Annotated in this window: 28 protein-coding genes and 3 pseudogenes; 10 read left to right on the forward strand and 21 right to left on the reverse strand. The window is 74.6% G+C overall.

The genetic code is table 11. The features are described 5' to 3' along the window. Positions 1–87: 87 nt before the first annotated feature. From FVA95_RS33865 to rsfS, 7 genes and pseudogenes are all read right to left on the reverse strand, one after another. Positions 88–1,854: pseudogene (locus FVA95_RS33865) on the reverse strand (ComEC/Rec2 family competence protein); the annotation flags it as partial. A 449-nt stretch (positions 1,855–2,303) separates the two neighbouring features. Then, the gene (locus tag FVA95_RS33870) at positions 2,304–3,584 is read right to left on the reverse strand and encodes a helix-hairpin-helix domain-containing protein (protein ID WP_368667309.1); all 1,281 of its coding nucleotides are present in this window, start codon (positions 3,582–3,584) and stop codon (positions 2,304–2,306) included. 126 nt (positions 3,585–3,710) lie between these two features. Then, positions 3,711–4,577 (reverse strand): DegV family protein, encoded by an 867-nt coding sequence (locus FVA95_RS30795; RefSeq protein WP_161992243.1) that lies wholly within the window; start codon positions 4,575–4,577, stop codon positions 3,711–3,713. Between the two features lie 187 nt (positions 4,578–4,764). Beyond that, positions 4,765–6,030, reverse strand: a pseudogene (locus tag FVA95_RS33875) (FGGY-family carbohydrate kinase); the annotation flags it as partial. Further along, positions 6,027–6,758: pseudogene (gene octT / locus FVA95_RS32785) on the reverse strand (diglucosylglycerate octanoyltransferase). The pseudogenes FVA95_RS33875 and octT, both read right to left, overlap by 4 nt. After that, a complete protein-coding gene (locus tag FVA95_RS09280; RefSeq protein WP_149663835.1) occupies positions 6,751–7,371 on the reverse strand; it encodes a histidine phosphatase family protein in 621 nt (206 codons plus the stop codon). The pseudogene octT and the gene FVA95_RS09280 overlap by 8 nt, the downstream one beginning before the upstream one ends. Further along, positions 7,368–7,751: a ribosome silencing factor gene (rsfS, locus tag FVA95_RS09285; protein ID WP_020625811.1), complete on the reverse strand. Its 384-nt coding sequence runs from the start codon at positions 7,749–7,751 to the stop codon at positions 7,368–7,370. Before rsfS ends, FVA95_RS09280 begins: the two co-directional genes overlap by 4 nt. 284 nt (positions 7,752–8,035) lie before the next feature. Between rsfS and FVA95_RS09290 the strand changes: the two genes are divergently transcribed. Continuing rightward, positions 8,036–8,743, forward strand: coding sequence for a MaoC family dehydratase (locus tag FVA95_RS09290; RefSeq protein ID WP_240051379.1), 708 nt, complete (start codon positions 8,036–8,038; stop codon positions 8,741–8,743). 4 nt (positions 8,744–8,747) lie between these two features. On the opposite strand, the gene FVA95_RS30805 is transcribed toward FVA95_RS09290, so the two are convergent. The 4 genes from FVA95_RS30805 to FVA95_RS09310 form a co-directional block, all read right to left on the reverse strand. Continuing rightward, positions 8,748–9,317 (reverse strand): hypothetical protein, encoded by a 570-nt coding sequence (locus FVA95_RS30805; RefSeq protein WP_161992244.1) that lies wholly within the window; start codon positions 9,315–9,317, stop codon positions 8,748–8,750. Between the two features lie 160 nt (positions 9,318–9,477). Next, complete coding sequence (locus tag FVA95_RS09300) at positions 9,478–9,990, reverse strand: GNAT family N-acetyltransferase (protein WP_161992245.1); 513 nt, start codon at positions 9,988–9,990, stop codon at positions 9,478–9,480. 38 nt (positions 9,991–10,028) lie between these two features. Further along, complete coding sequence (locus tag FVA95_RS09305; protein ID WP_149663837.1) at positions 10,029–10,688, reverse strand: Rid family hydrolase; 660 nt, start codon at positions 10,686–10,688, stop codon at positions 10,029–10,031. A 30-nt stretch (positions 10,689–10,718) separates the two neighbouring features. Further along, a complete protein-coding gene (locus tag FVA95_RS09310) occupies positions 10,719–12,284 on the reverse strand; it encodes an FAD-dependent oxidoreductase (RefSeq protein ID WP_205015808.1) in 1,566 nt (521 codons plus the stop codon). A 166-nt stretch (positions 12,285–12,450) separates the two neighbouring features. Between FVA95_RS09310 and FVA95_RS09315 the strand changes: the two genes are divergently transcribed. Both FVA95_RS09315 and FVA95_RS09320 read left to right on the forward strand, forming a co-directional pair. After that, on the forward strand, positions 12,451–13,956 hold the full coding sequence (locus FVA95_RS09315; protein WP_149663838.1) for an APC family permease: 1,506 nt from the start codon (positions 12,451–12,453) through the stop codon (positions 13,954–13,956). Then, entirely contained in the window at positions 13,953–14,693 is a 741-nt protein-coding gene (locus FVA95_RS09320; RefSeq protein ID WP_149663839.1) for an IclR family transcriptional regulator, read from the forward strand. The genes FVA95_RS09315 and FVA95_RS09320 overlap by 4 nt, the downstream gene beginning before the upstream one ends. Here FVA95_RS09320 and FVA95_RS09325 read toward each other — a convergent pair. Then, complete coding sequence (locus FVA95_RS09325; RefSeq protein ID WP_149663840.1) at positions 14,672–15,409, reverse strand: class I SAM-dependent methyltransferase; 738 nt, start codon at positions 15,407–15,409, stop codon at positions 14,672–14,674. The two genes, FVA95_RS09320 and FVA95_RS09325, sit on opposite strands and share 22 nt — an antisense overlap. A 63-nt stretch (positions 15,410–15,472) precedes the next feature. Here FVA95_RS09325 and FVA95_RS09330 point away from each other — a divergent pair, with 63 nt between their 5' ends. Then, entirely contained in the window at positions 15,473–16,102 is a 630-nt protein-coding gene (locus FVA95_RS09330) for a DedA family protein (RefSeq protein ID WP_149663841.1), read from the forward strand. Positions 16,103–16,192: 90 nt separating this feature from the next. On the opposite strand, the gene FVA95_RS09335 is transcribed toward FVA95_RS09330, so the two are convergent. The 6 genes from FVA95_RS09335 to map all read right to left on the reverse strand — a co-directional run bounded on the left by FVA95_RS09335 (position 16,193) and on the right by map (position 20,725). Continuing rightward, the gene (locus FVA95_RS09335) at positions 16,193–16,741 is read right to left on the reverse strand and encodes a dihydrofolate reductase family protein (protein ID WP_149663842.1); all 549 of its coding nucleotides are present in this window, start codon (positions 16,739–16,741) and stop codon (positions 16,193–16,195) included. An 81-nt stretch (positions 16,742–16,822) separates the two neighbouring features. Continuing rightward, entirely contained in the window at positions 16,823–17,020 is a 198-nt protein-coding gene (locus FVA95_RS09340) for a ferredoxin (protein WP_020627093.1), read from the reverse strand. 14 nt (positions 17,021–17,034) lie between these two features. Further along, positions 17,035–18,246, reverse strand: coding sequence for a cytochrome P450 (locus FVA95_RS09345; RefSeq protein ID WP_149663843.1), 1,212 nt, complete (start codon positions 18,244–18,246; stop codon positions 17,035–17,037). A gap of 125 nt (positions 18,247–18,371) precedes the next feature. Continuing rightward, the gene (locus tag FVA95_RS09350; RefSeq protein WP_240051380.1) at positions 18,372–19,454 is read right to left on the reverse strand and encodes an alpha/beta fold hydrolase; all 1,083 of its coding nucleotides are present in this window, start codon (positions 19,452–19,454) and stop codon (positions 18,372–18,374) included. 101 nt (positions 19,455–19,555) lie between these two features. Beyond that, complete coding sequence (locus FVA95_RS09355; RefSeq protein WP_158071467.1) at positions 19,556–19,714, reverse strand: hypothetical protein; 159 nt, start codon at positions 19,712–19,714, stop codon at positions 19,556–19,558. Between the two features lie 234 nt (positions 19,715–19,948). Then, positions 19,949–20,725 (reverse strand): type I methionyl aminopeptidase, encoded by a 777-nt coding sequence (gene map, locus FVA95_RS09360; RefSeq protein WP_149663844.1) that lies wholly within the window; start codon positions 20,723–20,725, stop codon positions 19,949–19,951. A 63-nt stretch (positions 20,726–20,788) separates the two neighbouring features. Between map and FVA95_RS09365 the strand changes: the two genes are divergently transcribed. Further along, the gene (locus FVA95_RS09365) at positions 20,789–21,067 is read left to right on the forward strand and encodes a helix-turn-helix domain-containing protein (protein WP_060712751.1); all 279 of its coding nucleotides are present in this window, start codon (positions 20,789–20,791) and stop codon (positions 21,065–21,067) included. Positions 21,068–21,100: 33 nt separating this feature from the next. Here the strand turns inward: FVA95_RS09365 and FVA95_RS09370 are convergent, their stop codons facing one another. After that, positions 21,101–21,379, reverse strand: a complete 279-nt coding sequence (locus tag FVA95_RS09370) for a hypothetical protein (RefSeq protein ID WP_149663845.1) — start codon at positions 21,377–21,379, stop codon at positions 21,101–21,103. A 126-nt stretch (positions 21,380–21,505) separates the two neighbouring features. Between FVA95_RS09370 and FVA95_RS09375 the strand changes: the two genes are divergently transcribed. From FVA95_RS09375 to FVA95_RS33880, 5 genes are all read left to right on the forward strand, one after another. Continuing rightward, positions 21,506–21,937: a nitroreductase/quinone reductase family protein gene (locus FVA95_RS09375; RefSeq protein ID WP_205015809.1), complete on the forward strand. Its 432-nt coding sequence runs from the start codon at positions 21,506–21,508 to the stop codon at positions 21,935–21,937. 194 nt (positions 21,938–22,131) lie between these two features. Continuing rightward, positions 22,132–22,722: a TetR/AcrR family transcriptional regulator gene (locus tag FVA95_RS09380; RefSeq protein WP_149663846.1), complete on the forward strand. Its 591-nt coding sequence runs from the start codon at positions 22,132–22,134 to the stop codon at positions 22,720–22,722. A 96-nt stretch (positions 22,723–22,818) separates the two neighbouring features. Next, on the forward strand, positions 22,819–23,553 hold the full coding sequence (locus FVA95_RS09385) for an SDR family NAD(P)-dependent oxidoreductase (RefSeq protein WP_149663847.1): 735 nt from the start codon (positions 22,819–22,821) through the stop codon (positions 23,551–23,553). Between the two features lie 210 nt (positions 23,554–23,763). Beyond that, positions 23,764–24,318: a sugar O-acetyltransferase gene (locus tag FVA95_RS09390; RefSeq protein ID WP_149663848.1), complete on the forward strand. Its 555-nt coding sequence runs from the start codon at positions 23,764–23,766 to the stop codon at positions 24,316–24,318. Positions 24,319–24,389: 71 nt separating this feature from the next. Then, positions 24,390–24,596 (forward strand): hypothetical protein, encoded by a 207-nt coding sequence (locus FVA95_RS33880; protein ID WP_368667311.1) that lies wholly within the window; start codon positions 24,390–24,392, stop codon positions 24,594–24,596. 53 nt (positions 24,597–24,649) lie between these two features. Here the strand turns inward: FVA95_RS33880 and nadD are convergent, their stop codons facing one another. Continuing rightward, positions 24,650–25,243 (reverse strand): nicotinate-nucleotide adenylyltransferase, encoded by a 594-nt coding sequence (gene nadD / locus FVA95_RS09400; RefSeq protein ID WP_075311333.1) that lies wholly within the window; start codon positions 25,241–25,243, stop codon positions 24,650–24,652. A gap of 9 nt (positions 25,244–25,252) precedes the next feature. Next, the gene (locus tag FVA95_RS09405; RefSeq protein ID WP_149663849.1) at positions 25,253–25,867 is read right to left on the reverse strand and encodes an alpha-ketoglutarate-dependent dioxygenase AlkB; all 615 of its coding nucleotides are present in this window, start codon (positions 25,865–25,867) and stop codon (positions 25,253–25,255) included. Positions 25,868–25,917: the final 50 nt, after the last annotated feature.

The following is a 25,917-nucleotide window of genomic DNA, read 5'->3' on the forward strand; positions in this document are numbered from 1 at the left end:
GTGCCGGTAGCTGTTGCCGTTGCCGACGCTGATCACCGCCGCACGCGGCGCGACGGCGGTGATCAGGTCCGGGACCACCTTGCGGGACCCGTGGTGGGGCATCTTCAGGACGTCGGCCCGCAGGTCGGCCCCGGAGTGGAGCAGGTCGTCCTGGGCGGCCAGTTCGGCGTCGCCGGTCAGCAGGATCGTCGCGGCCGGGGTGGTGGCGCGCAGCAGCAGCGAGATGTCGTTCACCGCCGTCCCGTCGCCGCCGTCGACCGTCAGGGGCGGGTGGACCGGGCCGAGGACCTGCAGGCGCAGCTCCGGCCACCCCAGCTCCATCCCGCGCACGAGCCCCACTACCGGAGCCCCGGCCCGCTCGGCGTGCCGGGTGATCTCGCGCAGCCCCGACGCCGGTTCCCGCACCGGCCCGACGGCGATCCCTCCCGCGGCCCGACCGCGCAGTGCGCCGGCGAGGCCGCCGTCGTGGTCGGCGTGGAAGTGGGTGATCACCACGAGCTCCAGGACCCGGACCCCGAGCCGGTCCAGGCAGGTGTCGACGGCGTCGTCGGTCGGCCCGGTGTCGACCAGGACGGCGTGCCCCGGGGTGCCGGTGGCGAGGACGAGCGCGTCGCCCTGACCCACGTCGCAGGCCACCATCCGCCACCCGGTGGGCGGCCAGCCGGGCGGGGCGAACCGGGTCGGGACGAGGACGACGAGGAGCCCGATCAGCAGCGCCAGCAACAGCGCCCGCAGGCGCGGCACCCGGCCCATCGCCAGCAGCACGACGAGCACCCCGGTGAGCAGCAGCGCGCCGCCCGCGCCCGCGGGCCACGGCACGGTGGCACCGGGCACCGCGGCGGCCCGGTCCCCGACCACGACCAGCCACCACACGAACGGCCCCGCCAGCCAGGCGCAGCACCACGCTGCGGCCGGGCTCACCGCGGACAGCACCGCACCGAGCACGCCCAGCACCGTCGCGGGGGCGACCGCGGGCGCCGCGAGCAGGTTCGCCACCACGGTGACCAGCCCGACTCCCCCGTTGAGCCCGGCGATCACCGGTGCGGTGGCCAGCGCCGCGGCGACCGGGACGACCAGCGCCTCGGCCGGCCCGGACGGCAGCCCACGCCGTCGCAGCGCCGCCGTCCACCCCGGTCCGAGCAGCACCAGCGCACCGGTGGCGACGACGGACAGCACGAAACCCGCGTCGACGGCCAGGGCGGGGACGGCCAGCAGCAGGCCGAGCACGGCCACCGCCAGCGCGGGCACCGCGGACCGGGCCCGGCCGGCGGCGAACGCGACGAGCACGACCCCGCCCATCACCGCCGCCCGCAGCACCGACGGCGACGGCCGGGCCAGCACGACGAACCCGACCAGGGCGACCATCGCCACCGCGGCCGCGATCCGCGGGTCGGTCCGGAACAGGCGCAGCATGAGCAGCACCGCCCCGGTCACGATCGCGACGTTGGCGCCGGAGACGGCCGTGAGGTGCGCGAGCCCGGCGGTCCGGAAGTCCTGCTCGGTCTCGGCGAGCTGGGCGCGGGTGTCCCCGATCGCGAGCCCGGGCAGCAGCCCTGCCGGCGCCTCGGGCAGTGCGGAGACCGCCGCGTCGCGCAGGCCGTCGCGCAGGGCCCCGGCCCCGGTCTGCCACCACGGCGGCGCGGTCACGTCCTGCGGTGCGCCGCGGACCTTCAGCACGGCAACGGTGAGGTCGGGACGTTGTGCGGGCATGAGCAGCCCGGCGGCGGAGACCTCCTGGCCGGGGAGCAGCCCGGTCCACTCCGCCGCCGGGGCCAGGAGCAGGAGCTTCCCGCCGGTGGTCGCGCGACCGCCGCCGACGGTGGCCGTGACGAGCTCGGTGGGGACCAGCGCCATTGCCCGGGCGGCGCCGGACTCGTCGCCACCACCGGTCGTGCTGCGCAGGATCCGGGGGTCGTCGGTGAGCCGGACGCGGACCTCGGCGGCGGCGCCGCGGTCGGCGGGCCCGTGCAGCGGGTGTGATGCCAGCGCGGCCGCGTGGACGGCGCCCAGGACGGCCGCGACGAGCGCGCACCCGGCCGCGGCGAGCACGATCGAGGACGGCGCCGCGGCGCGGGCGCTGGTCCGGGCACGGAGCAGCGTGACCGTCAGGGCGAGCGCCGCGAGGACGGCGGCGGTGATCCCACCCGCGGTGCCGCCGAGCAGCCCGGCGAGGACGGCGGCCCAGGTGGCGAGCGCGGCCGGGACGAGGCGCAGGTCGGGTGGGGCGGGACGTTCCTGCTGCTCCGTGCCCTCGTCGTCGCGCTCCCCGGGCACCGGTTCGGGCCGCCGGGCTCCGGCGCGGGTCACACCCGCACCAGTTCCTGGAGCTGGGCGAAACGGCGCTCGCCGATGCCGTCGATCTCGCGCAGCTGCTCGACCCGGCTGAAGCGCCCGTTGGCGCTGCGCCAGTCGATGATCTTCTTCGCGGTGACCGGGCCGACGCCGGGCAGGGCGTCGAGATCCGAGATGGAGGCGGTGTTCAGGTCGATCTTCCCGCCGGGGGCGGCGGGTGCGGCGGCCGCGCCCGGTTCGGCGCCCGACGCCGGCTCGGAGCCCGGGGCGGGCAGGACCGGGGCGGCGTCAGGCGCCGGTGGGACGCCGACCGCGATCTGTTCCCCGTCGCCGAGGCGGCGGGCCAGGTTCAGCGCGCCGAGGTCGACCTCGGGCAGCGCGCCGCCCGCGGCGTCGAGGGCGTCGGCGACGCGTGCGCCGTCGGGGACCCGGACGAGGCCGGGCCGGGCGACCCGCCCGACGACGCTCACGACGAGCGGTCCCGCGGTGACCGGTGCCGCCGCGACGGGCGCCGGCCCGCCGGGGCCCGCGGACCGGTCCGTCTCCCCCGTCGCCGCCCCGCCGGGCACCGCCGTCACCTCGGGCAGGCCGCCGACGGGCTGCACGGTGGGACGGTCGAGCCACACACCCACCCCGGCGACGAGCGCCCCGGCGAGCACCACCGCCACCAGCGCGAGCGCACCGGGGCGGCCCGGGTCCACCCGCGCCCCGGCCAGCGACGGCGGCAGCCACCGCTGGGCTCGGCGGCGCAGCCACGACGGCCGCCCGCCGTGCGGGACGTCGTCGCCGAGCTCCTCGGACGGTGCGGGATCGTCCCGGCCCAGCAGGGCCAGGGGGTGGCCGGCATCGGGGTCGGCGGACCACACCGGTGCCGGCTCCTCCGGCGCGCCGGGGCCGGTCGCTCCGCGGTGCGCGGCGGAGGGATCGGCGGACCACACCGGCGCCGGGCCGTGCGGGGCGGCGGAATCGGGCCGGCCCGGTGTCGCGCCGTGCAGGGTGGCGGGGTCGGGCCGGAGGGGCGTCGCACCGGGCCAGGCGCCGGGCCGGGACGCGGACGGCATCGTCCCGGGCCCGGAAGTGCGGTGGGCGTGGAGCGGGAACGGCCCGACGGCGCCCGGCCCGTGGGCGGGCGGTGGTCCGGGACGTGGCCCGGACGCGCCGGGAACCACCGGCAGCGCGGGCAACGGGACGGTCGGGGGATCGAGCCGGTCCGCGACCGCGTCCACCCGCCCGCGCGTCCCGATCCCGGCGAGCCGCCGGGCCGGGTCGAGGGAGGCGTCGGTCCTGGTCACGCACCCGACGCTAGGTGCGCCACCCCCGTTCCGACCGGCCGATGCCGGGCCTGTGGACGGATCGATCGATTGGAGACCGATGCGCTGCCGTGGGCCACGACGCGGCCGGATCGTCGGCGGTCCGTGCTACACACCGGCGGGGCCCGCCGGCACCACCACGACCCCCACCAGCCCCGGGCCCGCGTGCGCCCCGATCACGGCGCCGACCTCGGAGACGTGCACCTCCGTGGCGTCGGGCAGCTGTTCACGCAGCCGGTCGGCGATGTCCTCGGCCCGGTCCTCGGCGCCGAGGTGGTGCACGGCGAGGTGTGCCCCCGGACCCGCCTCGGCGACGGCGAGCGCGACGAGCCGTTCGGTCGCGCGCGAGGCCGTCCGCACCTTCTCCAGCGGCGCGATCCGGCCGTCGCGCAGGTGCAGGATCGGCTTGACCGACAGGGCCGTGCCCATCAGCGCGGACGCGGCGCCGATCCGGCCGCCGCGACGCAGCCGCTCCAGGTCCTGCACCGCGAACAGGACCCGTGCCCGTGCGGCGACGGCACCCGCCACGGCCTCGACGTCGTCGGCGGTGGCGCCGGCGCCGGCGGCGCCGGCGGCGGCGAGCACGGCGAAGCCGAGGCCCATCGCGATGGCACCGGAGTCGACGACCCGGATCCGGTCCGGGGCGACCTCCTGCGCGGCGAGCCGGGCCGCGTCCCAGGTGCCGGACAGCGCGCGGGACAGGTGCACGGCCACGACGGCGGGGACGCCGTCGTCGAGCAGGGCGGTGAAGCGCTCGGCGAACGCGGCCGGGGTCGGGCGCGAGGTCTGCACGAGCAGGGTGCGGTCGGCGAGCGCGGCGATCAGCTCGGCGGCGGAGACGTCGACACCGTCGCGGGCGGTGCGCTCGCCGAGCCGGACCTCCAGCGGGACGACGTGGATGCCGCGCCGTTCCGCGACGCCGGGCGGCAGGTGTGCGGTGGAGTCGGTGACCACGGCGACCGGCGAGGGGGACACGGCCGGACCCTATCCACCGGGCGGACGGAACAGCGGTGCCAGTGCCCGCTGCGCAGCGAGGTAGCGGCCGTGCGCGTCGTCGAGGCGGCCGCGGGTTGCGCGGGTCGGGGGTGAACTCGCGGTCGACCCGCACCATCCGTCCGGCGAGCTCACCGACCGAGGCGGCCCGGCCGGTCGCGAGCGCGGCGAGCATCGCCGCGCCGAGCACCCCGGCGTCGCGTTCGGCGGTGCGGCGCAGCGGCCGGTCCAGCACGTCGGCCTTGATCTGGCACCAGAGGTCGCTCGCCGCGCCACCGCCACAGGCAGCGATGCTCTCGGGCCGGCAGCCGGCGGCCGACTCCAGCGGGCCCAGGACGTGCCGGGCGGCGTGCGCGACCCCCTCCAGCACGGCGCGGCCCAGCTCGGCGGACCCGGTGGCGAAGCTCGCGCCGAGCCAGTGCCCGCGCAGATCGGGGTCCCACAGCGGGGCCCGTTCCCCGGCGAGCTGGGGCAGGAACAGCACCCGCCCCGGTTCGGCGCCGGCGGCCCGGGCCAGCAGCTCGGCCGGCGCGACGCCCAGCACCGCGGACGCCCAGGTCAGCGCGTCGCCGCCGGCCTGGGTGGGTCCTGCGTGCACGTGCAGCCCGCGCCACGACGGGAACGTGACGATCCCCGGGGCGCCACCGCCGGGCGTCGCGGCGAGGGCCAGGACCTCCGAGGTGCCCGCGATGTCGATCGCGTCGCCGGGGGCGGCGATCCCGCCGCCGAGCAGCGCCGCCCAGGCGTCCATCGTCCCGACGGCGACGGGCAGCCCGGCCGGGAGCCCGCCCGCGCCGGTGGTCTCCCCCGCGACCGACGCCGGGTCGGCCAGGGGCGCCGGCATCGAGCGCAACCCGGGGACGAGCAGGTCGAGCCACTCCGGGTACCGGCCGTCGGGGTCGAGAAGTCCGGTCGAGGAGAGCGGATCGGCCACGGCGGTGCCGGTGAGGCGTTCGAGCAGCCAGTCCTTGGGCGCGAGCACCCTGCGCGCGCGGACCCACGCGTCGGACCGGTGTTCGGCGAGCCAGGCGGCGCGGGCGGCCGCGTGCGAGGCGTCGACGGTGCCGATCCCGCCGCGGCGCCGGGCCCGGTCCGCGGACGACAGCCGCTCGGTGAGCGTCGCCGCGACCGCGCCGCACCGACCGTCCTGCCAGGTGATCGCCGGGTGCACCGGCGTGCCGGCCCCGTCGACGAACAGGTGGGTGTCGACCTGGGCGCACAGCCCGACGGCGGTCACCCCGACCAGTGCCGGGCCGAGCGCGCCGAGCACCTCGGTCAGCCCGGACCACCAGTCGTCCGGGTGCTGCTCGGCGTGCCCGGGCGCGGGACGCGCGGTCGGGTGCGTGGCGCGGGCCGCGGCGACACGGACGCCGTCGTCGTCGAAGACCGCCGCCTTGACCGAGGTGGTGCCGAGGTCGATGCCGAGCAGGGTCACGGCCGGGCCACCGTGGGCTCCAGGAGCCCGGCCAGCGCCTCCCCGACGGCGGAGTGTCCCGCCCAGCCCCAGTGCAGGCCGTCGGGGTTGTCGTGTCCGCCGAGGACGTGTTCGCCGACCAGCGCGGGCACGTCGAGCACGGTCACGGCCGGGGCGCCGGCCGCCCAGCGGCGGACCGCGGCGTCGGTGGCGGCGCGGTGCGGGTGGGCCAGGCCGTAGTCGGCGGCGCGGTGCACCGACGGGGCCAGCGCCACCACCGGCAGCCCGGGCCGCAGCGCGTGCACCCCGGCCCGGCAGCGTTCCAGGTAGGCGGCCGTGAGACGGGGCGGCAGCGTCGCCGGTCCCCCGCCGGGCAGCCGCGCCAGCACCGGGGCGATCCGCGGCTGGGCACGCCGGTAGGCGGTGCGGACGGTGTGCCGCAGCGGGGCGGGTCACAGCACCGGGATCAGCTCGCGCAGCGCCGTCGGCAGCGGGGACGGGAGGGAGTCCATCCCGGACACCCCGAGCACGACCGCGCCGACCCGCGGCAGTGCCGCCCACACCCGTGGGTCCCCGCTGATCGCCGACCAGGCGTGCCGGGCGGTCCACCCGGCCCGGGCGACGATCTCGGCGCGGCCCCCGAGGCGGGCGGCGGCGACGTTGGGCCACAGCCGCGGCTCGTCGGCCGGGCAGGGTCGCTCGGGTCCGTGGAAGGCCAGCGAGTCGCCGACGACCAGCAGGTCAGGCACCGATGTTGTACCCCGACAGGCGCCAGCGGGGGTGGTCGTCACGACGGGCGACGACGGCCCAGCGCGTGTTGCCCAGCCCGCCGATCACCGGCCAGGACGACTGCGGGAGGTCGAGCAGCCCGCACACCATCCCGGCGATCATGCCGCCGTGCGCGACGAGCAGCACCGAGCGGTCCTCCGGGTCGGCGGCGTACTCGAGGTCCAGCTCCTCGACGACCGGGAGCGACCGGACGACGACGTCGACCCGGGACTCGCCGCCGGGCGGGGTGAACCGCGGGTCGGACCGCCACTCGGCGATCGCGCCCGGGTCGTCGACGCCGATCTCGTCGATCGTGCGCCCCTGCCAGTCCCCGAGGTGGGTCTCCCGCAGCCGCTTGTCCACCGACAGCGGCAGCCCGACGGCCTCGGCCACGGCGGTCGCGGTGTCGTGGGCGCGGGTCAGGTCCGAGGTGATGATCCGGTCGAACCGCTCCTGCGCGAGCCGCGGCGCGACGGCCGCGGCCTGCTTGCGGCCGACATCGGTCAGCCGGGTGTCGAGATGTCCCTGCATCCGGCCGACGGAGTTGTACTCGGTCTGCCCGTGCCGCAGCAGGGTGACCCGGCGCAGCGTCATGCAGTGCCGTCCGGGTCGCCCTGGGGGTCGGGCACCTCGATCGCCGGGCAGTCCTTCCAGAGCCGGTCCAGGCCGTAGAAGCCGCGCTGCTCGGTGTGCATGACGTGCACGACGATGTCGCTGAAGTCCAGCAGCACCCAGCCGTTGTCGTTGTCGCCCTCGCGCCGGGTCGGCTTGCTGCCGCGCTCGCGCAGCTTCTCCTCGACCTCGTCGACGATGGCCTGGACCTGACGCTCGTTGGCCGCCGACGCCAGCACGAAGCAGTCGGTCAGCGCGAGCTGGTCGGACACGTCGAGCGCAACGATGTCGACGGCCTTCTTGTCGGCCGCGGCGGCCGCGGCCACCTTCGCCAGCTCGACCGCCTCCGGTGATGCCGTCACCACACTGTTCCCTTCACGACCACGATTGACCTCGACAGTGTGTCAGCCGGGCACCGGGGACTTGGGCGGCGGGCACCGGGCGGGATAGGTTTCCGCCTCACGGTGGAACGTCGAAGGAGACTCCCCATGCCCCTGGCGCCCGATCTCGAGGGCACGCAGTGCGAGCCGGTCAGCTTCGCGTGGGCACGGGACGACGTGCTCCTGTACGCGATCGCCGTCGGCGCGGGGGGTGGGGTGAGGACCCCACCGCCGAGCTGTCGCTGACCACGGAGAACACCGCAGGCGTGCGGACGGCGGTGCTGCCGTCGTTCGCGGAGATCGTCACCGCGGGCGCGAAGGTCGACCTGGGCGAGGTGGACGCCGCTCGTGTCGTGCACGCCGAGCAGGCGTTCCGGGTGGTCGCGCCGCTGCCGGTGGAAGGGCGGGTCCGGGTGACCGCGAGGGTCACCGAGGTGCTGGACAAGGGGTCCGGGGCGCTGGTGCGCACCGAGGCCGATGCCGTCGACGCGAGCACCGGGGAACTGGTGCTGACCAGCGCGAAGACGTTGTTCCTCGGTGGGGAGGGCGGCTTCGGCGGCACCCGCAGGGACAGCGTGCCGAGCCCGGTGCCCGACCGCGCGCCCGACCACGAGGTGACCTACCGGACCACGCCGGGCCAGGCGCTGCTGTACCGGCTCACCGGGGACCGCAACCCGCTGCACAGCGACCCGGCGTTCGCCGCCAAGGGCGGGTTCGACCAGCCGATCCTGCACGGCATGTGCACCTACGGGTTCACCCCGCGCGCGCTGGTCGCGACCGTCTGCGGCGGCGACGCCCGCCGCCTCGTCGCGATGGACGCCCGGTTCACCCGGCCGGTCGTGCCCGGACAGTCGCTCACCGTCTCGGTGTGGGACACCGGCGGCGGCACGGTCGCGTTCCGGACCACCGTCGACGGCGAGGTGGTGCTGGACCGCGGCAGCGCGGAGGTCACCGCGTCGTCGCCGGCCGCCTGAGCGCTCAGGACGACGCCGCGGCCACACTCGGCGGCGCCGGGTCCCCCGGGTGGTCCCGCCCGCCCCGACGGGCCAGGGCGGACAGCGCGTCGAGCGCCGCCAGCTGCGGGTAGCTGCGCTCCGGGTCGTCCCGGTGCGGCCACCGGTGGTCCAGCTGGCGGAAGGTCACCGCGCGGTGCAGGGTGGTGCCGAAGAAACGGGGGTTCTCGCGCACGAACCGGGCGTAGGCGTCCCGGAGGCCGGGATCGCGGTCCAGCTCGGTGCGGACGAACCGGTCGACGTCGGTGCCGATCTCGTGGACGTACTCCCCGCACGGCGCCACCACGAACGGCACCACCCACGCCTCGGGCACGCCGAGCAGCTCGCGCACGGCGCGCTGGCGGTGCCCGGCGTTCTCGCTGCGCGACATCCACGCGGCGACGACGGCGCGGCGGCGCGGGCTCAGCCGGCCGAGGACCGCGGCCGGCGGCCAGGGGAACGACACCCGGAACGGGATGTGGACCGGATCGCCGTCGACGTGCACGTCGTGGTCGGCGACGCCGCCGCCGGAGTCCTGGACGAGCTGGGCGGACACCGCACCCTACGGGGCGAGGACGTGCATCGCGGCGTGCGCGTCCCGGCGCACGGGCTGGGGCACCGCGCGGAGCAGCAGACCGGCCACCGTCGGGGTGGGGACAGCGATCACGAGGGGCACCGTAGCCCGATCGGCGCAGCTCGGCGTCACCGACGGCCGACTATCGCGCTGCGTCGTCACCCTTTCGGCGCTGCGTGACCGGCAACCGGTAGAGCGCGGCCACCGGTTCGCGGCCGTCCGGGAACCGCCACCCGGCGGGTGCCGTACCGGTGCGGAGCCAGCCCACGGACCGGTAGAGGCGTTCGGCCGGGACGGACTCGACGACGTCGAGCACCCCGTCGCGGCCGCGGGCCGCGAGTTCGGCGGTGATCCCGTCCAGCAGGGCACGGGCGTGGCCGGCCCGGCGGACGGCCGGGTCGACGAACACCCGGGTCAGCCGCAGCGCGCGGGGTTCGTGGTCGTCGGTCAGCAGGGCGGCGTGCCCCGCGACCCGCTCATCCGACGTGACGACCAGCGCGGTGACCAGCCCGGGCGGGGACAGGAACGCCACCGGGTCGGCCGGCCAGGTCGACGGGTACCGGTCGGTGTCGTGCACGGCGCGCAGCACGGTGACGCAGGCGGGCAGGTCGTCGTCGGTGCGGGGGCGCGGAGCAGATGGCACGACGGGGGTCACGACCGGCGACCGTACCGCCGCGGCCGGGCCCGGCCGGGTCAGCGCGGGGTCACCCCGGCCGGGTAGACGGCGTCGACCTCGACCTCCACCAGCCAGCCGGGGACCGGCAGGCTCGCCACCTCCAGCGCGAACCGGCTGGGCCGGGCGGGGTTGCGCACCAGCGGCGCGGCGGGCGCGGCCGTCCCGGTCGGGACCAGCACCGTCTCCCCGGTGGTCAGGTCGGTGTTGGCGAAGTACTGGCGGTAGGCGCGGTTCCAGCCGGCGTAGTCGGCGCGGGTCGTGCCGGGCGCGTTGTCGAGGAACACCCGCATCGAGGTGACGTCGTCGAGGCGCAGGCCCCGGGCCTCGAGGTTCTCCTTGATCCTGGCCAGCACGTTCATGCCCTGGGCCTCGGTGATCGTGACCCCGGGGGGGGGGAGGGTGCCGCCGGGGAACTGACCGGCGTCGACGTAGGCCTGCGGGGTGCTGTCCGCGGCCGCGGGGTTCGCCGCGGCCGGGCCGAGGCCGCTGGACTTGTACAGCGACGCCCCGCTCACCAGGCTCACCCCCTCGGCGATCATCGGGTTGGCCTCGCCTGCCTCCAGCACGGGCAGGGCGGGCGGGCCGGGCTCGGCGGGGTCGGGCGCGGCGCCGGCGCAGCCGGTGGCCAGCGCGGCGGTGACGGCCAGGGCGATCAGGGCGGGAACGGGACGACGCATCGTGTCTCCTCGGGGGGAACGGGGGTGGGGTCAGGCGCCGCCGGCGACCCGGGCGTGCAGCGCCGAGACCGTCGAGCGGGCGGAGGTGAACGCGCCGTGCTGCCAGGCGATGGCGTGCGAGAGGTGGTCACCGGCGAACCAGATGCGGCCGGCGGGCTGGGTGAGCAGCCGGTACTCCGGGCTCGTGGCCTCCCAGCTCGCCCAGGCCGACTCCGACCAGCGGGTCACCGCCCACGAGCCGGAGAACGACGACGCGATGTCGGAGCGGTACTTCTCGCCGTGGATCGCGGCGCCCTCGTCCAGGGCCTTCGCGAGCCGCTGGCGGTGGGTCAGGGACTCGAAGGCCCGCTGCCGCTTGCCGGAGCTGTAGTAGCCGACGACGACGCCCCGGTCGGCGTGGAAGTGGTCGTAGGGGAACATGATCTGGGCGATGTCGCGGTCGGTGTTGCTGGCGCCGCCGTAGATCCGCTCGTCGGTCTCCCACCAGCGGCGGGTGTACTCGATGCCGAGCTTGCCCGAGGAGCTGGGCTTCGCCGCGCGCTGCGCGGCCAGCACGGCGGCGGGCAGGTTGGTGTCGAGCCGGGTCACCAGGTGCGGCGGCAGGGTGCAGACGACCTCGTCGGCCACCAGCCGTTCGACCGGGCCGCCCGCGACCGGGACGACGTCGACGGTCACCCCGTCCGGGGTGTTGTGCAGCCCGGTGACGGCCGTGCCGTAGCGGATCCGATCCGCGCCGATCCGTTCGGCGAGCGCGTAATGGATCCGGTCCATCCCGCCGACCGGGGTGAACATCATCGTGGCCTGGTCGTACTCGTAGTCGAAGGCGAAGTTCCGACCGAGTCCGCTGCGGATCACCGAGGACATCGGGTACGGAACCGTGGGGGTGCCCGCGTCGGTCCCCGCGCCGGGCTCGCGGGCGTAGCCGCGCCGCGGGGAGCCGAGGTAGCGGCCGTCGGAGGACAGGTCGCCCAGCGAGACGAGGAACTCCGAGAGCGCCTCCTTGTCCGCGGCGCTCAGGACGTCGTCGAGCGCGCCGCGCGCGGTGGCCTTGTGGAGCAGCTCGGAGACGTAGCCGAAGGTGTCGGCCTTCGCCGCGCGGTAGGTGACCGAGGTTCCGGCCAGCACCCCCGCGTCGGTGTAGTTGACGACGGTGTTGGCGTTCTGGTTACCGAACGGCTGGATCTCCACCCCGAGCTCGCGGCAGTAGTCCAGCGTGACGTGGCCCTGCGGGATCCGGGTCGCGCCCAGGTTGAAGAAGTGCCCGGGCGCGAACGTGCAGCGTTGCGTCTCGCCGTTCAGATCGGTCTCCTCGGTGCCCGCGCGCACCGACCAGACCCGCCCACCGGGCCGGGTGCGGGCCTCGACGACGGACACGTCGTAGCCGACCTTGCCGAGCTCGTGGGCCGCGGCCAGCCCGGCGGGCCCCGCGCCGAGGACGAGGACACGGCGGCCGGCAGCGGCGGCGTCGCGCGACGGTGGCGTCCAGGCCGGGTCGTCGCCGGCGCGCGGGGCGAGCCCGATGGTCGCCATGGCCTCGTACGCGGCGCCGGCCCCACCGGCCAGCCCCAGCGCCCTGATGAACGTTCTGCGGGTCACGGTCACAGCGGTGATACTCGGAACCGGCGGCGACGGTCGCGGGTCGCCGGCGCTGCGTTCACGGCAACCGGACCGGGAAGACCGGCGGCGGGTTCCCATCGCGGGTTCGACGTCCGACGCGCGAGCGCAACACCCGGGCAACAGCGCGGTCCTAGCGTCGCCGTCCGTGTCCGACCTCGACAGGGCCATCGCGCGGTCCTTCTCCCCCGGCCACACCCAGCTGCGGGCGGAGTCGCCGATGGCACCGCTCGGGCGGCGCCGGATGGGCGCGACCGAGCTGGTCGCGCAGTCGGTGGCGACGACCGCGCCCGCCGCGTCGATGGCGATGCTGCCCCTGGTCGTGGGCCGGCTCGCCGACCCGCTGTCCGGGCTGCTCGTCATCGTCGGCGCCACGGTCGCGGTGACGATGGTGGCGCTCTGCCTCGGGCAGTTCACCCGACGCCAGGCCGCCGCGGGCGGTGTCTACAGCTTCGTCTACCAGGGGCTCGGTGCCCGGGCCGCGCTCGTGACCGCCGTCGTGATCGGGGTGAAGTACCTGGGCAGCGCCGCGATCACGCTCTACGCCGGCGGCCGGGCCCTGACCGCGCTCGCCGGGGCGGCCGGGGTCGACGTGAGCGGGGCCGGCGCGCAGGTGCTGCTGCACCTCGTGGTCGCGGTGGGGATCGCGACGGTGCTCGTGCGGGGGCCGCGGGTCGCCGCCCTCACCCTGCTCGGGGTGGAGATCGGCTCGCTGCTGCTCGTCGTCGCGGTGCTGGTGGTCCCCGCTCCGCACCTCGCCGCCCCGGTCCCGGCCGGGCCGGTGCCGGACCTGCTCGCCGTCGCGCTGATGGCGATGTTCATGCTCGCCGGCTTCGAGTCGGCGACCTTCTTCGGCCCGGAGACGCGACGTCCGCTGGTCACGGTGACCCGGGTGGTCCTCTGGACCCCGCTGCTGTGCGGGGCGCTGCTGTCGTTCGCGGCCTGGGCGAGCTGGACCGGCCGTGCCACGACCCTGGTCGCGATCCTGTCCGACCCCGGGGCGTCGGGCGCCCCGACCGCGCTGGTGGTGGCGTTGCACGCCGGTCTGGCCTGCTCCTACCTGGCCTCGGCCGCGGCCTCGGCGCACGCGGCGTCACGGGTCGCGTTCTCCCTCGGGGTGGAGCGGCTGCTGCCGCGTGCCCTCGCGACGGTGCACCGGCGGTGGCGCACACCGCACCGTGCCGTCGTCGGGATCGTGGCCGTGGTCCTGCTCGGCGGGCTGCTCGCCGACCTGGCCCCGGCCGGGACGGACGCGGTGCGCCACCTGGTGCGGGCGCTCGTGACGCTCATGTACGTGCTGGTCGCGGTCGCGGCCGTCGCGTTCCTGCTGCGCATCCGGGAACACACCCGCCCGGTGCTCGTGCTGGGGTGCACGGTCGCGGTGCTCGGCGGGACCCTGCTGGTGCTGCGGCTGCCCGGTCTGCTCGACACCTCCGAGGGGACCGGCGCCGCGGTGGCCCTCGCGGTCTGCTGCGCGGTGGGGCCGGTGTGGTGGAGGTTCCTGCGCCGTCACCCGGACCGGCTCGCGAGGATCGGGGTGTTCGACCAGCCCGGCAGCGACGACGTCCTGCCCGGGGCCGGTGACTTCGTCCCGGACGCCTCGGGGACGCCGCGGCTGGTCCGGCGGAGCCCGCGCGCCGGGGACCCGCCGTGAGCGAGCCGGGCGCCGCGAGCCGGGCCCTGGAGCTGCTGGAGGCGGTGGCGAGGATCGGGCCGGGCGCGACGGCGCAGGAGCTGTCGCGCACGACGGGCATCCCGTCCGCGACGGCGTACCGGCTGCTCAACGTGCTCGTCGCCGACGGCTACCTGGTCCGGATCAGCGACCTGTCCGGGTTCGCGCTGGGGCGCCGCACCCGGGAGCTGGCCGGCGCGGCCGAGGGACCGCCGCAGCTGGCCGAGGTCGTCGCCGGGATCCGCGGCCGGGTCCGGTTCGGGTTGTTCGTCGCCGACTGGCCCGCGGGCACGCTGCGGCTGGTCGACCGCGATCCGGACCACGAGCTGCCCGGGGAGCGGACGCTGCTCGCCCACCCGCACGCCTCGGCCATGGGGAAGATCATGCTGGCCGCGCAGCCGGAGCTCGTCCCCGACCGGCCGCGGGCGCTGACCCGGCACACCGTGACCGCCGGGGTCGCGCTGGCCGCGGAGCTGCGGACGGTGGCACGCACGGGGGTCGCCACCGAGGTCGACGAACTGCGCTCCGGCCGCTCGTCGGTCGCGGTCGCGGTGCGCGACGCGGCGGGCGGCGTCGTCGCCTGTCTCGCCGCGCTCGGCCCGACCGGGCGGCTGCCGGTCACCGACCCGGACCTGACCGCGCTGCTGCGTGCGGGGGCCGACCGGATCGGCGGGCTCGCGGGGGCGCGGACACCGGGTCAGCGCGGCCGCAGGACGTAGCCGGTGTAGCCGTACTCGGTGCCGAACCGCTCCCGTACGGCGATCTCGCCGCCCACCTCGTCCAGCGCCGCCGGGTCGACGCCGTCCTCCCGCAGGGTGGCGATCCGGCGGGCCAGCGGGCGGTAGTAGGCGTCCCAGTCGGAGTCGGGGAGCAGATAGACCGCCTGGACCGTGTACCCGGCGCGCTGCGCGGCGGCGACGTTCTCCCCGGTCGTCCGCATCCCCGGGTAGCCCGCGTCCCAGAACTCCCGCCGCCCCGGCGAGGGCTCGGCCGTCGTCCACTCGGCTTCGGTGAGGACCAGCACCCCGCCCGGGGCGAGCAGCCGCCGCCAGCCGGCGAGCGCCGCGTCGAATCCCATGATGTAGGCGGCACCCTCGGACCAGACGAGGTCGGTCTCGCCGTCGGGCAGCGGCAGGTCGTCCATCGCCGCGACGAGCGGGCGCACCCGCTCCCCCAGCCCGGACGTCGCGGCGCGGCCGCGCAGCCGCTGGAGGAAGGGTTCGTACAGGTCGACGGCCACGACCTCGCCACCGGTCGCCGCCGCCAGCGGCAGCGTCGCCGGACCGGTCCCGCAGCCGATGTCGACGATCCGCGGACGCTCCGGCAGGTCCCCGGCCAGGCGCAGCAGCAGCGCCGTCGTCTCCTCCGATCCCGGTGCCTCGCGGGGCAGGTCCTCGTGGGCGGCCCGGAAGACCTGCTCCAGCGGTGTGCTCACGTCCGCGCATGATGCCCGCACCGGGCCCTCACCGCACCACCGATACGTGTGCATGATGGGGTGGTGCACGTCGACACGTTCCTCCTGGCGATCCCCCCGCTCGCGATCTACTTCCTGTGCGCGGGTGTGGTCGGTGTCGAGAGCATCGGGGTGCCACTGCCCGGTGAGATCGTGCTGGTCGGCGCGGCCCTGCTGGCCGCCCGCCCCGGCTCGCCCATCGACCCGGTGGCCGTCGCGGCGTCGGCGACGGCGGGGGCGATCGTCGGCGACTCGATCGGCTACACGGTGGGCCGTCGCTACGGCACCGGTCTGCTCGACCGGCTCGGCCGCCGGTTCCCCAAGCACCTGGGTCCGGCGCACATGACCGTGGCCCGGCGGATCTTCGACCGGCACGGGGTCTGGGCGGTGTTGTTCGGCCGCTTCGTGGCGATCCTGCGCATCCTCGCGGGCCCGCTGGCCGGGACGATGAAGATGCACTACCCGAAGTTCCTCGCCGCGAACGCGACGGGCGCGGTGCTGTGGGCGGGCGGCACGGTCGCCCTGATCTACCTGCTCGGGATCGTCGCTGAGACGTGGCTGAAGCGGTTCTCCTGGATCGGGCTGATCGTCGCGGTGGTCGGCGGGCTGCTGGTCTCGCGGTACGTACGGCACCGGGTCGAGCGGGCCGCCGCGCAGGAGGAGACGACGTCGTGAGCCCCGCCGTCGGGCCGGGCCGGTGCACGGCCTGCCGGACACGCTGACCTTCCATCGCACGACCACGGAGCAGTGGGCGGGACGGATCGCTCAGCCCAGCGCGTGCGCGGTGTAGGTGACCGCGCCGAACGTCCGCGAGTCGAGCAGCGGCAGGTGCTCGGTGGACCAGCCGTCCGGGAACAGCCGCCGGCCCGCACCCTGGACGACGGGGTGGTGGAACAGCCGGATCTCGTCGACGAGCCCGGCCGCGATCAGCGTGTGGCACAGCGTGATGCTGCCGGTGCAGACGATGTCGGCGCCCGGCCGCTCCTTCAGTGCCGCGACCTCGGTGACCGGGTCCCCGGACAGAACGGTCGAGTTCTCCCACTCCGGATCGGTCAGCGTCGAGGACACCACGTACTTGTCGACCTGGTTCAGGTAGTCGGTGATGCCGGTGGCGTCGTCGGTCCGGGCGGGCCAGAAACCGCGGAAGTCGCAGAACGTGCGGCGCCCGAGCAGCGTCGCGTCGGAGGCGGCGTCCTGGCGGTGCAGCTCGGCGAGAACCTCGTCCTGGCCGTCGGCGGTGGGGTCGAACCAGTCGCCGAGGAACTCCACGGCGCCGTCGAGGGTGACGTTCTGGGTGATCGCGAGGGTGCGCACGGGAGGTGCCTCCACGGTCGTCGGTGGGGTGACACCAGGGTCGACCGCGGAGGTGTCCCGAACTCGTCGGTCGCCGGGGGCTCAGCCCTCGACGACGGTGATCGCCGCCGCCGGGCAACCGTGCGCGGCGTTGCGCACGGCCTGCTCCTGACCGTCCGGCGGGGTGTCGGTGAGCAGCTCGACGACGGCGTCGGAGTCGCGCTGGTCGAACACGTCCGGGGCGGTGAGCAGGCACTGCCCCGACCCGACGCAGGCGTGCTGGTCGACCTCGACCTTCATCGCGGGCTCCTCCCTCACCAGCGGACCGGCAGGCTGCGGACCCCGCCGGTGATGTGGTCGGTGCGCACGTCGAGCTCGTCCATGCCGACGGCGAGGTCCAGGTCCGGCAGCCGGCGGGCGAGCGTGGCGAACACCGCGCGCAGCTCGGTGCGGGCCAGGCTCGCGCCGATGCAGAAGTGCGGACCGTGCCCGAAACCGACGTGCCCGCGCTCGGCGCGGTCGGGGTCGAAGGTCTCGGCGTGGTCGAAGACGTCGACGTCGCGGTTGGCGGCGTTGACCGAGAGGATCACCGCGTCGCCGCGCGCGATGGTGACCCCGGCGATCTCCACGTCCTCGTGCGCGTAGCGCAGCAGCCCCAGGTCACCGGGCGCGCCGAGGCGCATGACCTCCTCGATGACGGCGTCGACCCGGCCCTCGGGGTCGGCGGCGAGCTTGTCCCACTCGTGCCGGTTGCCCATGAGGAACAGCGTGCCCAGCCCGATCCGGTTCACGGTGGTCTCGTGCCCGGCGAACAGCAGCCCGACGCAGAGCCGGATCATCTGGTCGTAGCCGAAGGTCGGGTCGGCGGCCTGGGCCGCGACGAGGTCGCTGATGACGTCCTCGCCGGGTTCGGCGCGCTTGCCCTCGGCGAGCCCGGCCATGTAGCGGCCGAACTCTTCGCGGGCGGCGTGGGCGTCGTCGCCGGAGTAGGTCGCCATCCGGTCGGACAGCCCGCGGAAGTACTCGCCGTCGGACTCGGGGACGCCGAGCAGCGAGCAGATCACCGCGACCGGCAGCGGGAAGGCGAGATGGGCGTGCAGGTCGACCACGCCGTCGGCGGACGCGTCGTGGTCGGCGACCATCGCGTCGACGTAGCCGTCGACGAGCTCCTGCACGTGCCCGGACAGCCGGCGCATGCGCTTGGCGGAGAACGCCGGGGTGAGCAGCCGGCGCATCCGGCCGTGCTCCTGCTCCTCGGTCTCGTAGGTGCCGGTCGGCCCGTCCTGGACGGCCGCGGTGCTGATCCTCGACGCCTCCTCCGGCTCCGGGTGCGACCGGCCGAACCGCTTGTCGCCGAGCAGCTCGCGGACCTCGGCGAACCGGGTCACCAGCCAGGCCGGGTCGCCGGCCGGGGTGGTCACCGGCGCGATAGGCGCCTCACGGCGCAGGACCTCGTAGAACGGCGCGAGGTCGAGCAGGTTCGGTCGGGTGAACGGCAGACGGGGACGCTCGGCGGCGAGGGTCATCGACACTCCTGGGGTCGTGGTGGTGACCCCAGCCTACGATTTACTGGCAGTATCTGCCATGAATGTGCCCGGAGTGCACCGGACCGTCCCCGAACGGGCGAGTCGGGGTCGACCCGGGCCCGCGGTCACGCCGGGCTGTCGAGCAGCTCCTGCAGGTACTGGTCGATCTGCGGCATGTAGGTGGGCGCGACACCGAACAGGGCGAGGTGCCCGAGCAGGTCGTCGACGACGCGGATCGTCGCGTGCGGGGTCAGCTCCAGCTCGGCCTCGTGGTCGCGGACCGGGAAGAACATGTCCTCGTTGATCGGGATGACCCGGGTGACGGCTTCGTTGCGACCGAGCGCCTCGGCGAGGTTCCCGCCGGTGTGACGGGCGACGTCGCCGCGCTGCCACTTCCACGCCATGCAGAGCAGGTCGTTGGGGTCCATCGCGGTGAAGTACGGCTCCAGGAAGCCCGCCATGAAGGCCTCCTTGGAGTCGAACTCCAGGGCGCGCCAGACCTCCTGCTTCCAGAACTCGGTGGAGAAGCCCATGACCGCCCAGATGCCGGCGTGGCGCCGCAGCCCGGCCTCGACGTCGGCGTTGCTCGCGTAGTTCCCGCCGTTCCAGCCCGGGTCGGAGGTGATCGCCTCGACCAGGGCCTTCGTGTAGAGGAAGTCGTGCGGGGTGTTCTGCGCGGTCCCGGCGATCGGCGCGGCACGGCGCACCTTGTCCGGGAACCGGACCATCCACTCGTAGGTCTGCTGCGCGCCCATCGATCCGCCGACGACGAGCGCGAGCCGGTCGATCCCGTAGTGCTCGCGCAGCAGCTGCTCCTGGGCGCGGACGTCGTCGCCGATCCGGACGTGCGGGAAGTTCGACATCGCGATGTCGGCGTTCGCGCCCGAGGCGTTGTGCGGGCTGGTCGACAGACCGTTGCCGATCTGGTTGACCACGACGATGAAGTACCGCTCCGGGTTCAACGCGTGGTCCGGGCCGATGTAGACGTCACGGAAGATCTGGTGCGTCCCCGAGTACCAGGTCGTCACCAGGATCGCGTTGTCCTTCGCCGCGTTCAGCGTGCCGAAGGTGGCGACCGCGAGCTGCAGGTCGGGGATCACCCCGCCCTCCTCCAGCGCGAACTCGCCGATGCTGATCAGCTCGTAGTCGCCGTGGAACTCGTGGGTGTAGAAGGGATTCTCGATCGCGGCCGGCTGCGCTGTCGTCACGGTCGTCACTGCTCTGTCACGCTCCTGCTCCGTCGAAGACGCGGACCGGAGCGACTCTCCACCTTTGTGACGCGCGGCACAAGATCCCGCCCGACGGGGGATCAGCTCCAGGCGACGACGAGCACCAGCATCGTCACGACGATGCCGAGCCCCAGCATCATCATCAGCAGCCAGGCCCCGGCGTTCGGTGGCGGCTCGGCGGGCGCCGGACCGGTGCTGCGGCGCAGCTCGGCGAGCTGGGCGCGGTCGAGGATCGGCATGGTCAGGTCATCGGAGTTCACATGGTGGTAACGCGCGAAGTCGGGTCGTGGGCACTGAGCTCCCAACTCTCGTGTGCCGCAACAAGATCGATGTCGCGGACGGTGCCGCGCGTACTTCCACCGGTATCACAGTGCGTCGACCTGAGCCCGACAGCCCGTCACGCACGGTGATCGGCGGCGGCCGGGCGGGGAGGTCGGTGAACACCGGTGAGACGTCCGGGACGGTCCGGTCGGTCAGTCCTGCCCGCGCCGGGTCAGCACCCGGGGGCCGTCCTCGGTGATCGCGACGGTGTGCTCGGAGTGCGCGGTGCGCGAGCCGTCGGCGGAGCGGATGGTCCAGCCGTCGGGGTCGAACACGATCCGGTCGGTGGTCCGTGCGAACCAGGGTTCGAGCGCGAGCGTCAGCCCCGGTCGCAGCGTGAGGCCGCGACCGGCCCGCCCGGTGTTCGGGATGTGGATGTCGCCGTGCATGGTGCGGCCGAGGTCGTGCCCACCGAACTCGGTGTTGACGGGGTAGCCGTAGTCGCGGGCGACCCCACCGATGGCGGCGGAGATGTCGCCGAGCCGGTTGCCCGGCCGGGCCGCGTCGATCGCGACCTCCAGGGCGTCCTCGGTGGCACGGATGACACGTCGGTCGCCCTCGTCGGCCGTGGTGCCGACGATGATCGTCCGGGCGGAGTCGGCGACCCAGCCGTCGATGCTGACGGCGATGTCGGCGCTGAGGACGTCGCCGTCGCGCAGGACGTAGTCGTGCGGGAGTCCGTGCAGCACGGCGTCGTTGACCGACAGGCAGATGACGTTGCGGAACGGGCCGCGCCCGAAGGACGGGGCGTAGTCCCAGTAGCAGGACTCGGCGCCGCGCTCGGCGAGCATGCCGCGCACGTGCAGCTCGATGTCGAGGAGGTTCACGCCGACCTCGGCGATCCGGCCGACCTCGGTGAGCACCTCGGCGACGAACCGGCCGGTCGTGTGCATCCGGTCGATCTCGGCCGGTGTCTTCAGTTCGATCACGGTATTACTATACCGGACCGTCATCGCTTGCCGGTACAGTAATACCGACCTTAGTCTCGTCCCATGGTCCGCCACCCCCTCACGCCCGAGCAGATCGACGCCGGTCGCCGTCTGGGCGCGCTGCTGCGCCGGGCCCGGGGCGACCGCGACCCCGTCGAGCTCGCCCGGGCCGCCGGGGTCTCCCCCGAGACCCTGCGCAAGATCGAGACAGGACGACTGCCGAGCCCGGGGTTCGGGACGATCGTCTGCCTCGCCGAGGCGCTCGGGATGCCGGTGCAGGAGCTGGCCGACACCTGGCGCGGCAGCGACGTGGCGGACGTGGCGATGGAGGCCGCCGGGTAGCGGCCACCGCACCGGCTCCGCTCCGCCGGGCCACTAACCGCGACGCAGCTCGTAGAGGTGTCCCCGCCCCGCCTTCTCGCTGTACCAGCGCGTCACCGGCGGGGTCGTGGTGCCGTCCGGCGAACCGCCGACCGGCCACCCGTTCGGCCGGTCCTCGCCGTCGACGACGCACCAGCCGGCACCGTCGAGCCACCGGCACCACACGACCCCGTCCGACCGCCGGTAGACCGGCCGCCCGGTCGTGTCGGCCGCCTCGCGGTGGAACCGGTACACGAGCCCGTCGGACAGGCGGACGAACTCGAAGGTCTCCACAGGTCCTGGGTACCCGACGCGGCCGGGCCCGTCGATGGGGTTGCGGCCCGCCGGAATGGCCGACGACGGGGCGAGGTTGACCCCAGCGGTGCCGGACGGCACCGGACACCCCTGGAGGAGCACGAGATGAGTGACGCGTCGGCCCCGTTCGACCTCGCAGCGATGAACCGCGCCGTGATCGAGGAGTTCCGGGCGACCGGAGGCCGAGCGGGCGGCATGTTCGAGGGCAAGCCACTCGTGCTGGTGCACCACACGGGAGCCCGGTCCGGCACCGAGCGGATCGCGCCCCTGGTCCCGCTCCTCGACGGCGAGCGGATCTTCATCTTCGCCAGCAAGGGCGGCGCCGACACCAACCCGGACTGGTACCACAACCTCCTGGCGAACCCCGACACCCGCGTCGAGCTGGGCACCGAGACCCTGCCCGTGCGGGTGCGGGAGGTCACCGGTCCCGAGCGGGACGAGGTCTACGCCCGCCAGGTCGCGCTGGAGCCGCAGTTCGGTGAGTACCAGCGCTCGACGGAGCAGATCATCCCGGTGCTGGAGCTGCAGCGGGTCTGAGTTCGGACGCTGCACGGGGATACCGGGAGCCCGTGCTCCGCAACGAGAGGCATGCGACGCCCCGGTTTCCGTGCAGCCCCGGGACCCCGACCCGCCTCGTCCATACGCTGTGACCGACGACGACCCCCGGCCCACCGGCCGGTACACCGTTTTCGATGGTGAACCGATCGGTCCAGAATCGGTAGCATCGCGTCATGCCGCGTCCCCGCCAGTTCGACGAGAAGCGGGTCCTGTCGTCCGTACAGGCGGCGTTCTGGGACAAGGGGTACGCAGGTACCTCGCTCGACGACCTCCTGGCCGCCAGCGGCCTCGGCAAGGGAAGTCTGTACGGGGCGTTCGGGGACAAGCGGAGCCTGTTCCTGCGCGTGCTGCGCGAGTACGACGACGCCAACGACGCGATGCTGCGCACCCGTCTGGAGCAGAGCGACCGTGCCGTCGACGTCGTTCGTGACTTCGTGACCGACCCACTGCGCGATCCCGACGGGGCGGAGGCACGGCGGGGCTGCCTGCTCGCCAATACGGCGATGGAGCTGTCCGCCGGCGTCCCCGAGGTGGCTGCCGAGGCCCGGCGCAGCTACGCCGCGACGACGACCCTGCTGGCCGAGGCCGTACGACGGGCGCAGCGCGAGGGCGACGTCGCCCCCCACGTCGACCCCGACGAGACCGCCCACGCGGTGCTCGCCGGGCAACTCGGCCTCCTGGTCCTCGGCCGGGTCGGCCAGGACCCGGCCATCCTGTCGACCATGGCCGGGACCCTGCTCAAGGGACTGCTGCCCCCGCCCTGATCGGCTCCGGAGAGTCGACCACCCCCTGTTGTTGACTGATCGGTCCATATCAGGTGTTATGGACCGATCAGTCAACAACAGGAGCGGAGAGCTGACGTGACGGTTCTGCAGGACAAGGTCGCCGTCGTGACCGGTGCGAACGCGGGCATCGGGCGCGCGATCGCCCGGGCCTACCACGCCGAGGGGGCACGGGTGTTCGTCGCCGGTCGCCGTCGGGAACAGCTCGACGAGGTCGAGGCCGAGCTCGGACACGGCGTCACCGGCGTCCGCTGCGACGTCGGCCGGCTCGACGACCTCGATGCGCTCTACGCGACCGTCGCCGAACAGGCGGGCCGGATCGACGTCCTGGTCGCCAACGCCGGGATCGGGATCGTGGCGCCGCTCGGGGAGATCACCGAAGAGCAGTTCGACGCGATGTTCACCACCAACGTCAAGGGGTCGCTGTTCACCGTGCAGAAGGCCCTGCCCCTTCTCGCGCCGGGGGCGTCGATCATCCTCACCGGATCGACGGCGGCTTCGCGTCCCGAGCCGTTCCTGCCCGTCTACGGCGCGACCAAGGCCGCGCTCCGGAACCTGGTCCGCGGGTTCGCCCACGACGCCGGGAAACGCCGGTACCGGATCAACATGCTCTCCCCCGGCGCCACGCACACCCAAGGACTGGTCGACCTGCTGCCGGCCGACGCGCTCGCCGCCGCCGGGCCGTCGGTCCCGCTCGGCCGGCTGGCCGAGCCCGAGGAGATCGCGGCCGCGGCGGTCTTCCTCGCCTCGGACGCGTCCAGCTACGTCAACGGGTCCGAGCTCGCCGTCGACGGCGGCTCCGCCCAGGTCTGAGGAGCACCACCCGGGGGCAGGCCCCGGGGAGAACGCTGCACCTGCGGCGGACCCCGAGCATCTGAGCAACGCAAGCCGGCCGGAACACCGTCCATCCGGCCACCGAACTGCGGATTCGCCGGCGGAGGCCGGTCGTCGTCGGACGTCATCGGCGAGGCCGGCGTGTACCGGTTCCGTACCGGAGGAGCGTCAGGACGCAGGATCGGACACGTGGGCGAGCACAAGGAACGCATGCTCCGCAACGACTGGTACCTCGACGAACCCGACCTCGTCGACGACCGACGTCGCTGCTGGCGCCTCCTCGACCGGTTCAACGCGACCGGCGCCGATGACGACGACGAACGCGAGACACTCCTCCGCCGGATCGCAGGACGACTCGGCGACGGCGTCGTCGTACTTCCCCGGTTCCAGTGCAGCTACGGCACCCACATCACCCTCGGCAACCGCGTCTTCGTCAACCACGACGCCCTCTTCATGGACGACGCCACGATCACGGTCGGCGACGACGTCCGCATCGGACCGCGCACCCAACTCCTGACGGCACAACACCCCGTGGAGGACCACGACCGCCGTCGCCAGGGCTGGGAACGTCCACTTCCGATCGACATCGGCAGCAACACCTGGCTCGGAGCCGGGGTCATCGTCTGCCCCGGCGTGACCATCGGGGCAGACGCCGTGGTCGGGGCGGGGAGCGTCGTCACCCGCGCTGTCCCTGATCGCGTCCTCGTCGCAGGCAATCCGGCCCGACCCGTCCGCCAGATCTGAGCGATCGACACGATCCTCTGAGAGCCGGAGCAGGCTGCCTGACCGCAGGCGCTGAAACGGCGCCGGCCGGCCTGCTCGACACACAGGAGGCCTGCCTCCTCCTCCGCCGGCGACGTGAGCGACTCACGACACGGCTCACCGACGTCACACGCGAGCACGCCCGAGCACTCGACTCGGGTCAACCGTGGACGCACCTCGCCGAGGTCGACTACGCGCTCTCCCAGACCGCAGCAGCCATAGCGTGGCTGGACCGCACGATCGACCGCCTCCAGGGTTGAGCGATCGTGTACCGGATCTGTGCCGGGCGGGATCCGGCCGACGAAACCCCAGGTCAGCGGCCTGGATCCAGGTAGAGGCTGCGCTTGGAGATGTACTGCACCACCCCGTCCGGAACGAGGTACCAGACCGGCCGCCCCGAGGCCACCCGGTCCCGGCACTCGCTGGACGAGATCGCCATCGCCGGCACCTCCACCGTCGTCACCGACCCCTCGGGCAGGTGCCCGTCGGCCAGCTCGTACCCGGGCCGGGTCACGCCGACGAAGTGCGCGTAGCGGAACAGCTCGTCGACCTTGTGCCAGGACAGGATCTGCTGGAGCGCGTCGGCGCCGGTGATGAAGAACAGCTGCGCGTCGGGCATGGCGTCGTGCAGGTCGGCGAGGGTGTCCGCGGTGTAGGTGGGACCGTCGCGGTCGACGTCGACGCGGCTGACCGAGAACCGAGGGTTCGACGCCGTCGCGATGACCGTCATGAGATAGCGGTCCTCGGCGGGCGAGACATCGCGGGCGCTCTTCTGCCACGGCCTCCCGGTCGGCACGAAGATCACCTCGTCGAGGGCGAAGCGGTCCGCCACCTCACTGGCGGCGACGAGGTGGCCGTGGTGGACGGGGTCGAACGTCCCGCCCATCACGCCGATCTTGCGCTGCATCGACGCAGACTATGTCGGCCACCCGCCCGCCGGCATCCCCGGATACAGGTGCCGGAACTGGACGCTGATGCGCGGCCCGCTGCGCGCCACCTTCGGCACGCTGTGCTGCCAGGTCCGCTGGCACGTCCCGCCCATGACCAACAGGTCCCCCGAGGCGAGCGGGAACGACACCGAGGCGCCGCCACCGGTCGGGCGCAGCCGCAGCGGCCGCGTCGCGCCGAGGGCGACCAGTGCGACGACGGCGTCGGGCCGCTCACGGGCGACCCGGTCGCCGTGCCAGGCCACCCCGTCGGCACCGTCGCGGTAGAGGTTCACGCCGATCTGGGTGAAGGCGTGACCGTAGCGCTGCCCCAGCGTGCGGCCCATGTCGCGCAGCCGGCGGGGCACCGTGTCATCGGGCAGCACCCAGCGGTGGGTGAGACGCGGTTCGTCGACCACGCGGTCGTACATGCGGCGGCGGTGACCGCGGAACAGCACGGTCGCGCGCAGCAGCGCGAACAGCTCGTCCGGGTCGGGGACCCAGCCGACCGCGACGTCGACCCACGCTCCGTCGGCGAGCTCGTGCCGGTACGCCGGGGCCGCACCCCCGGCAGTGAAGAGCGAAGCCTGCCCGCCGACGTCCACCTCCGGAACGCTACGCCGGATCGAACGAAAGTTCGAGTGATGGCTCTGCG

This window comes from Pseudonocardia sp. EV170527-09 (assembly GCF_008369905.1).
Taxonomy (GTDB): domain Bacteria; phylum Actinomycetota; class Actinomycetes; order Mycobacteriales; family Pseudonocardiaceae; genus Pseudonocardia.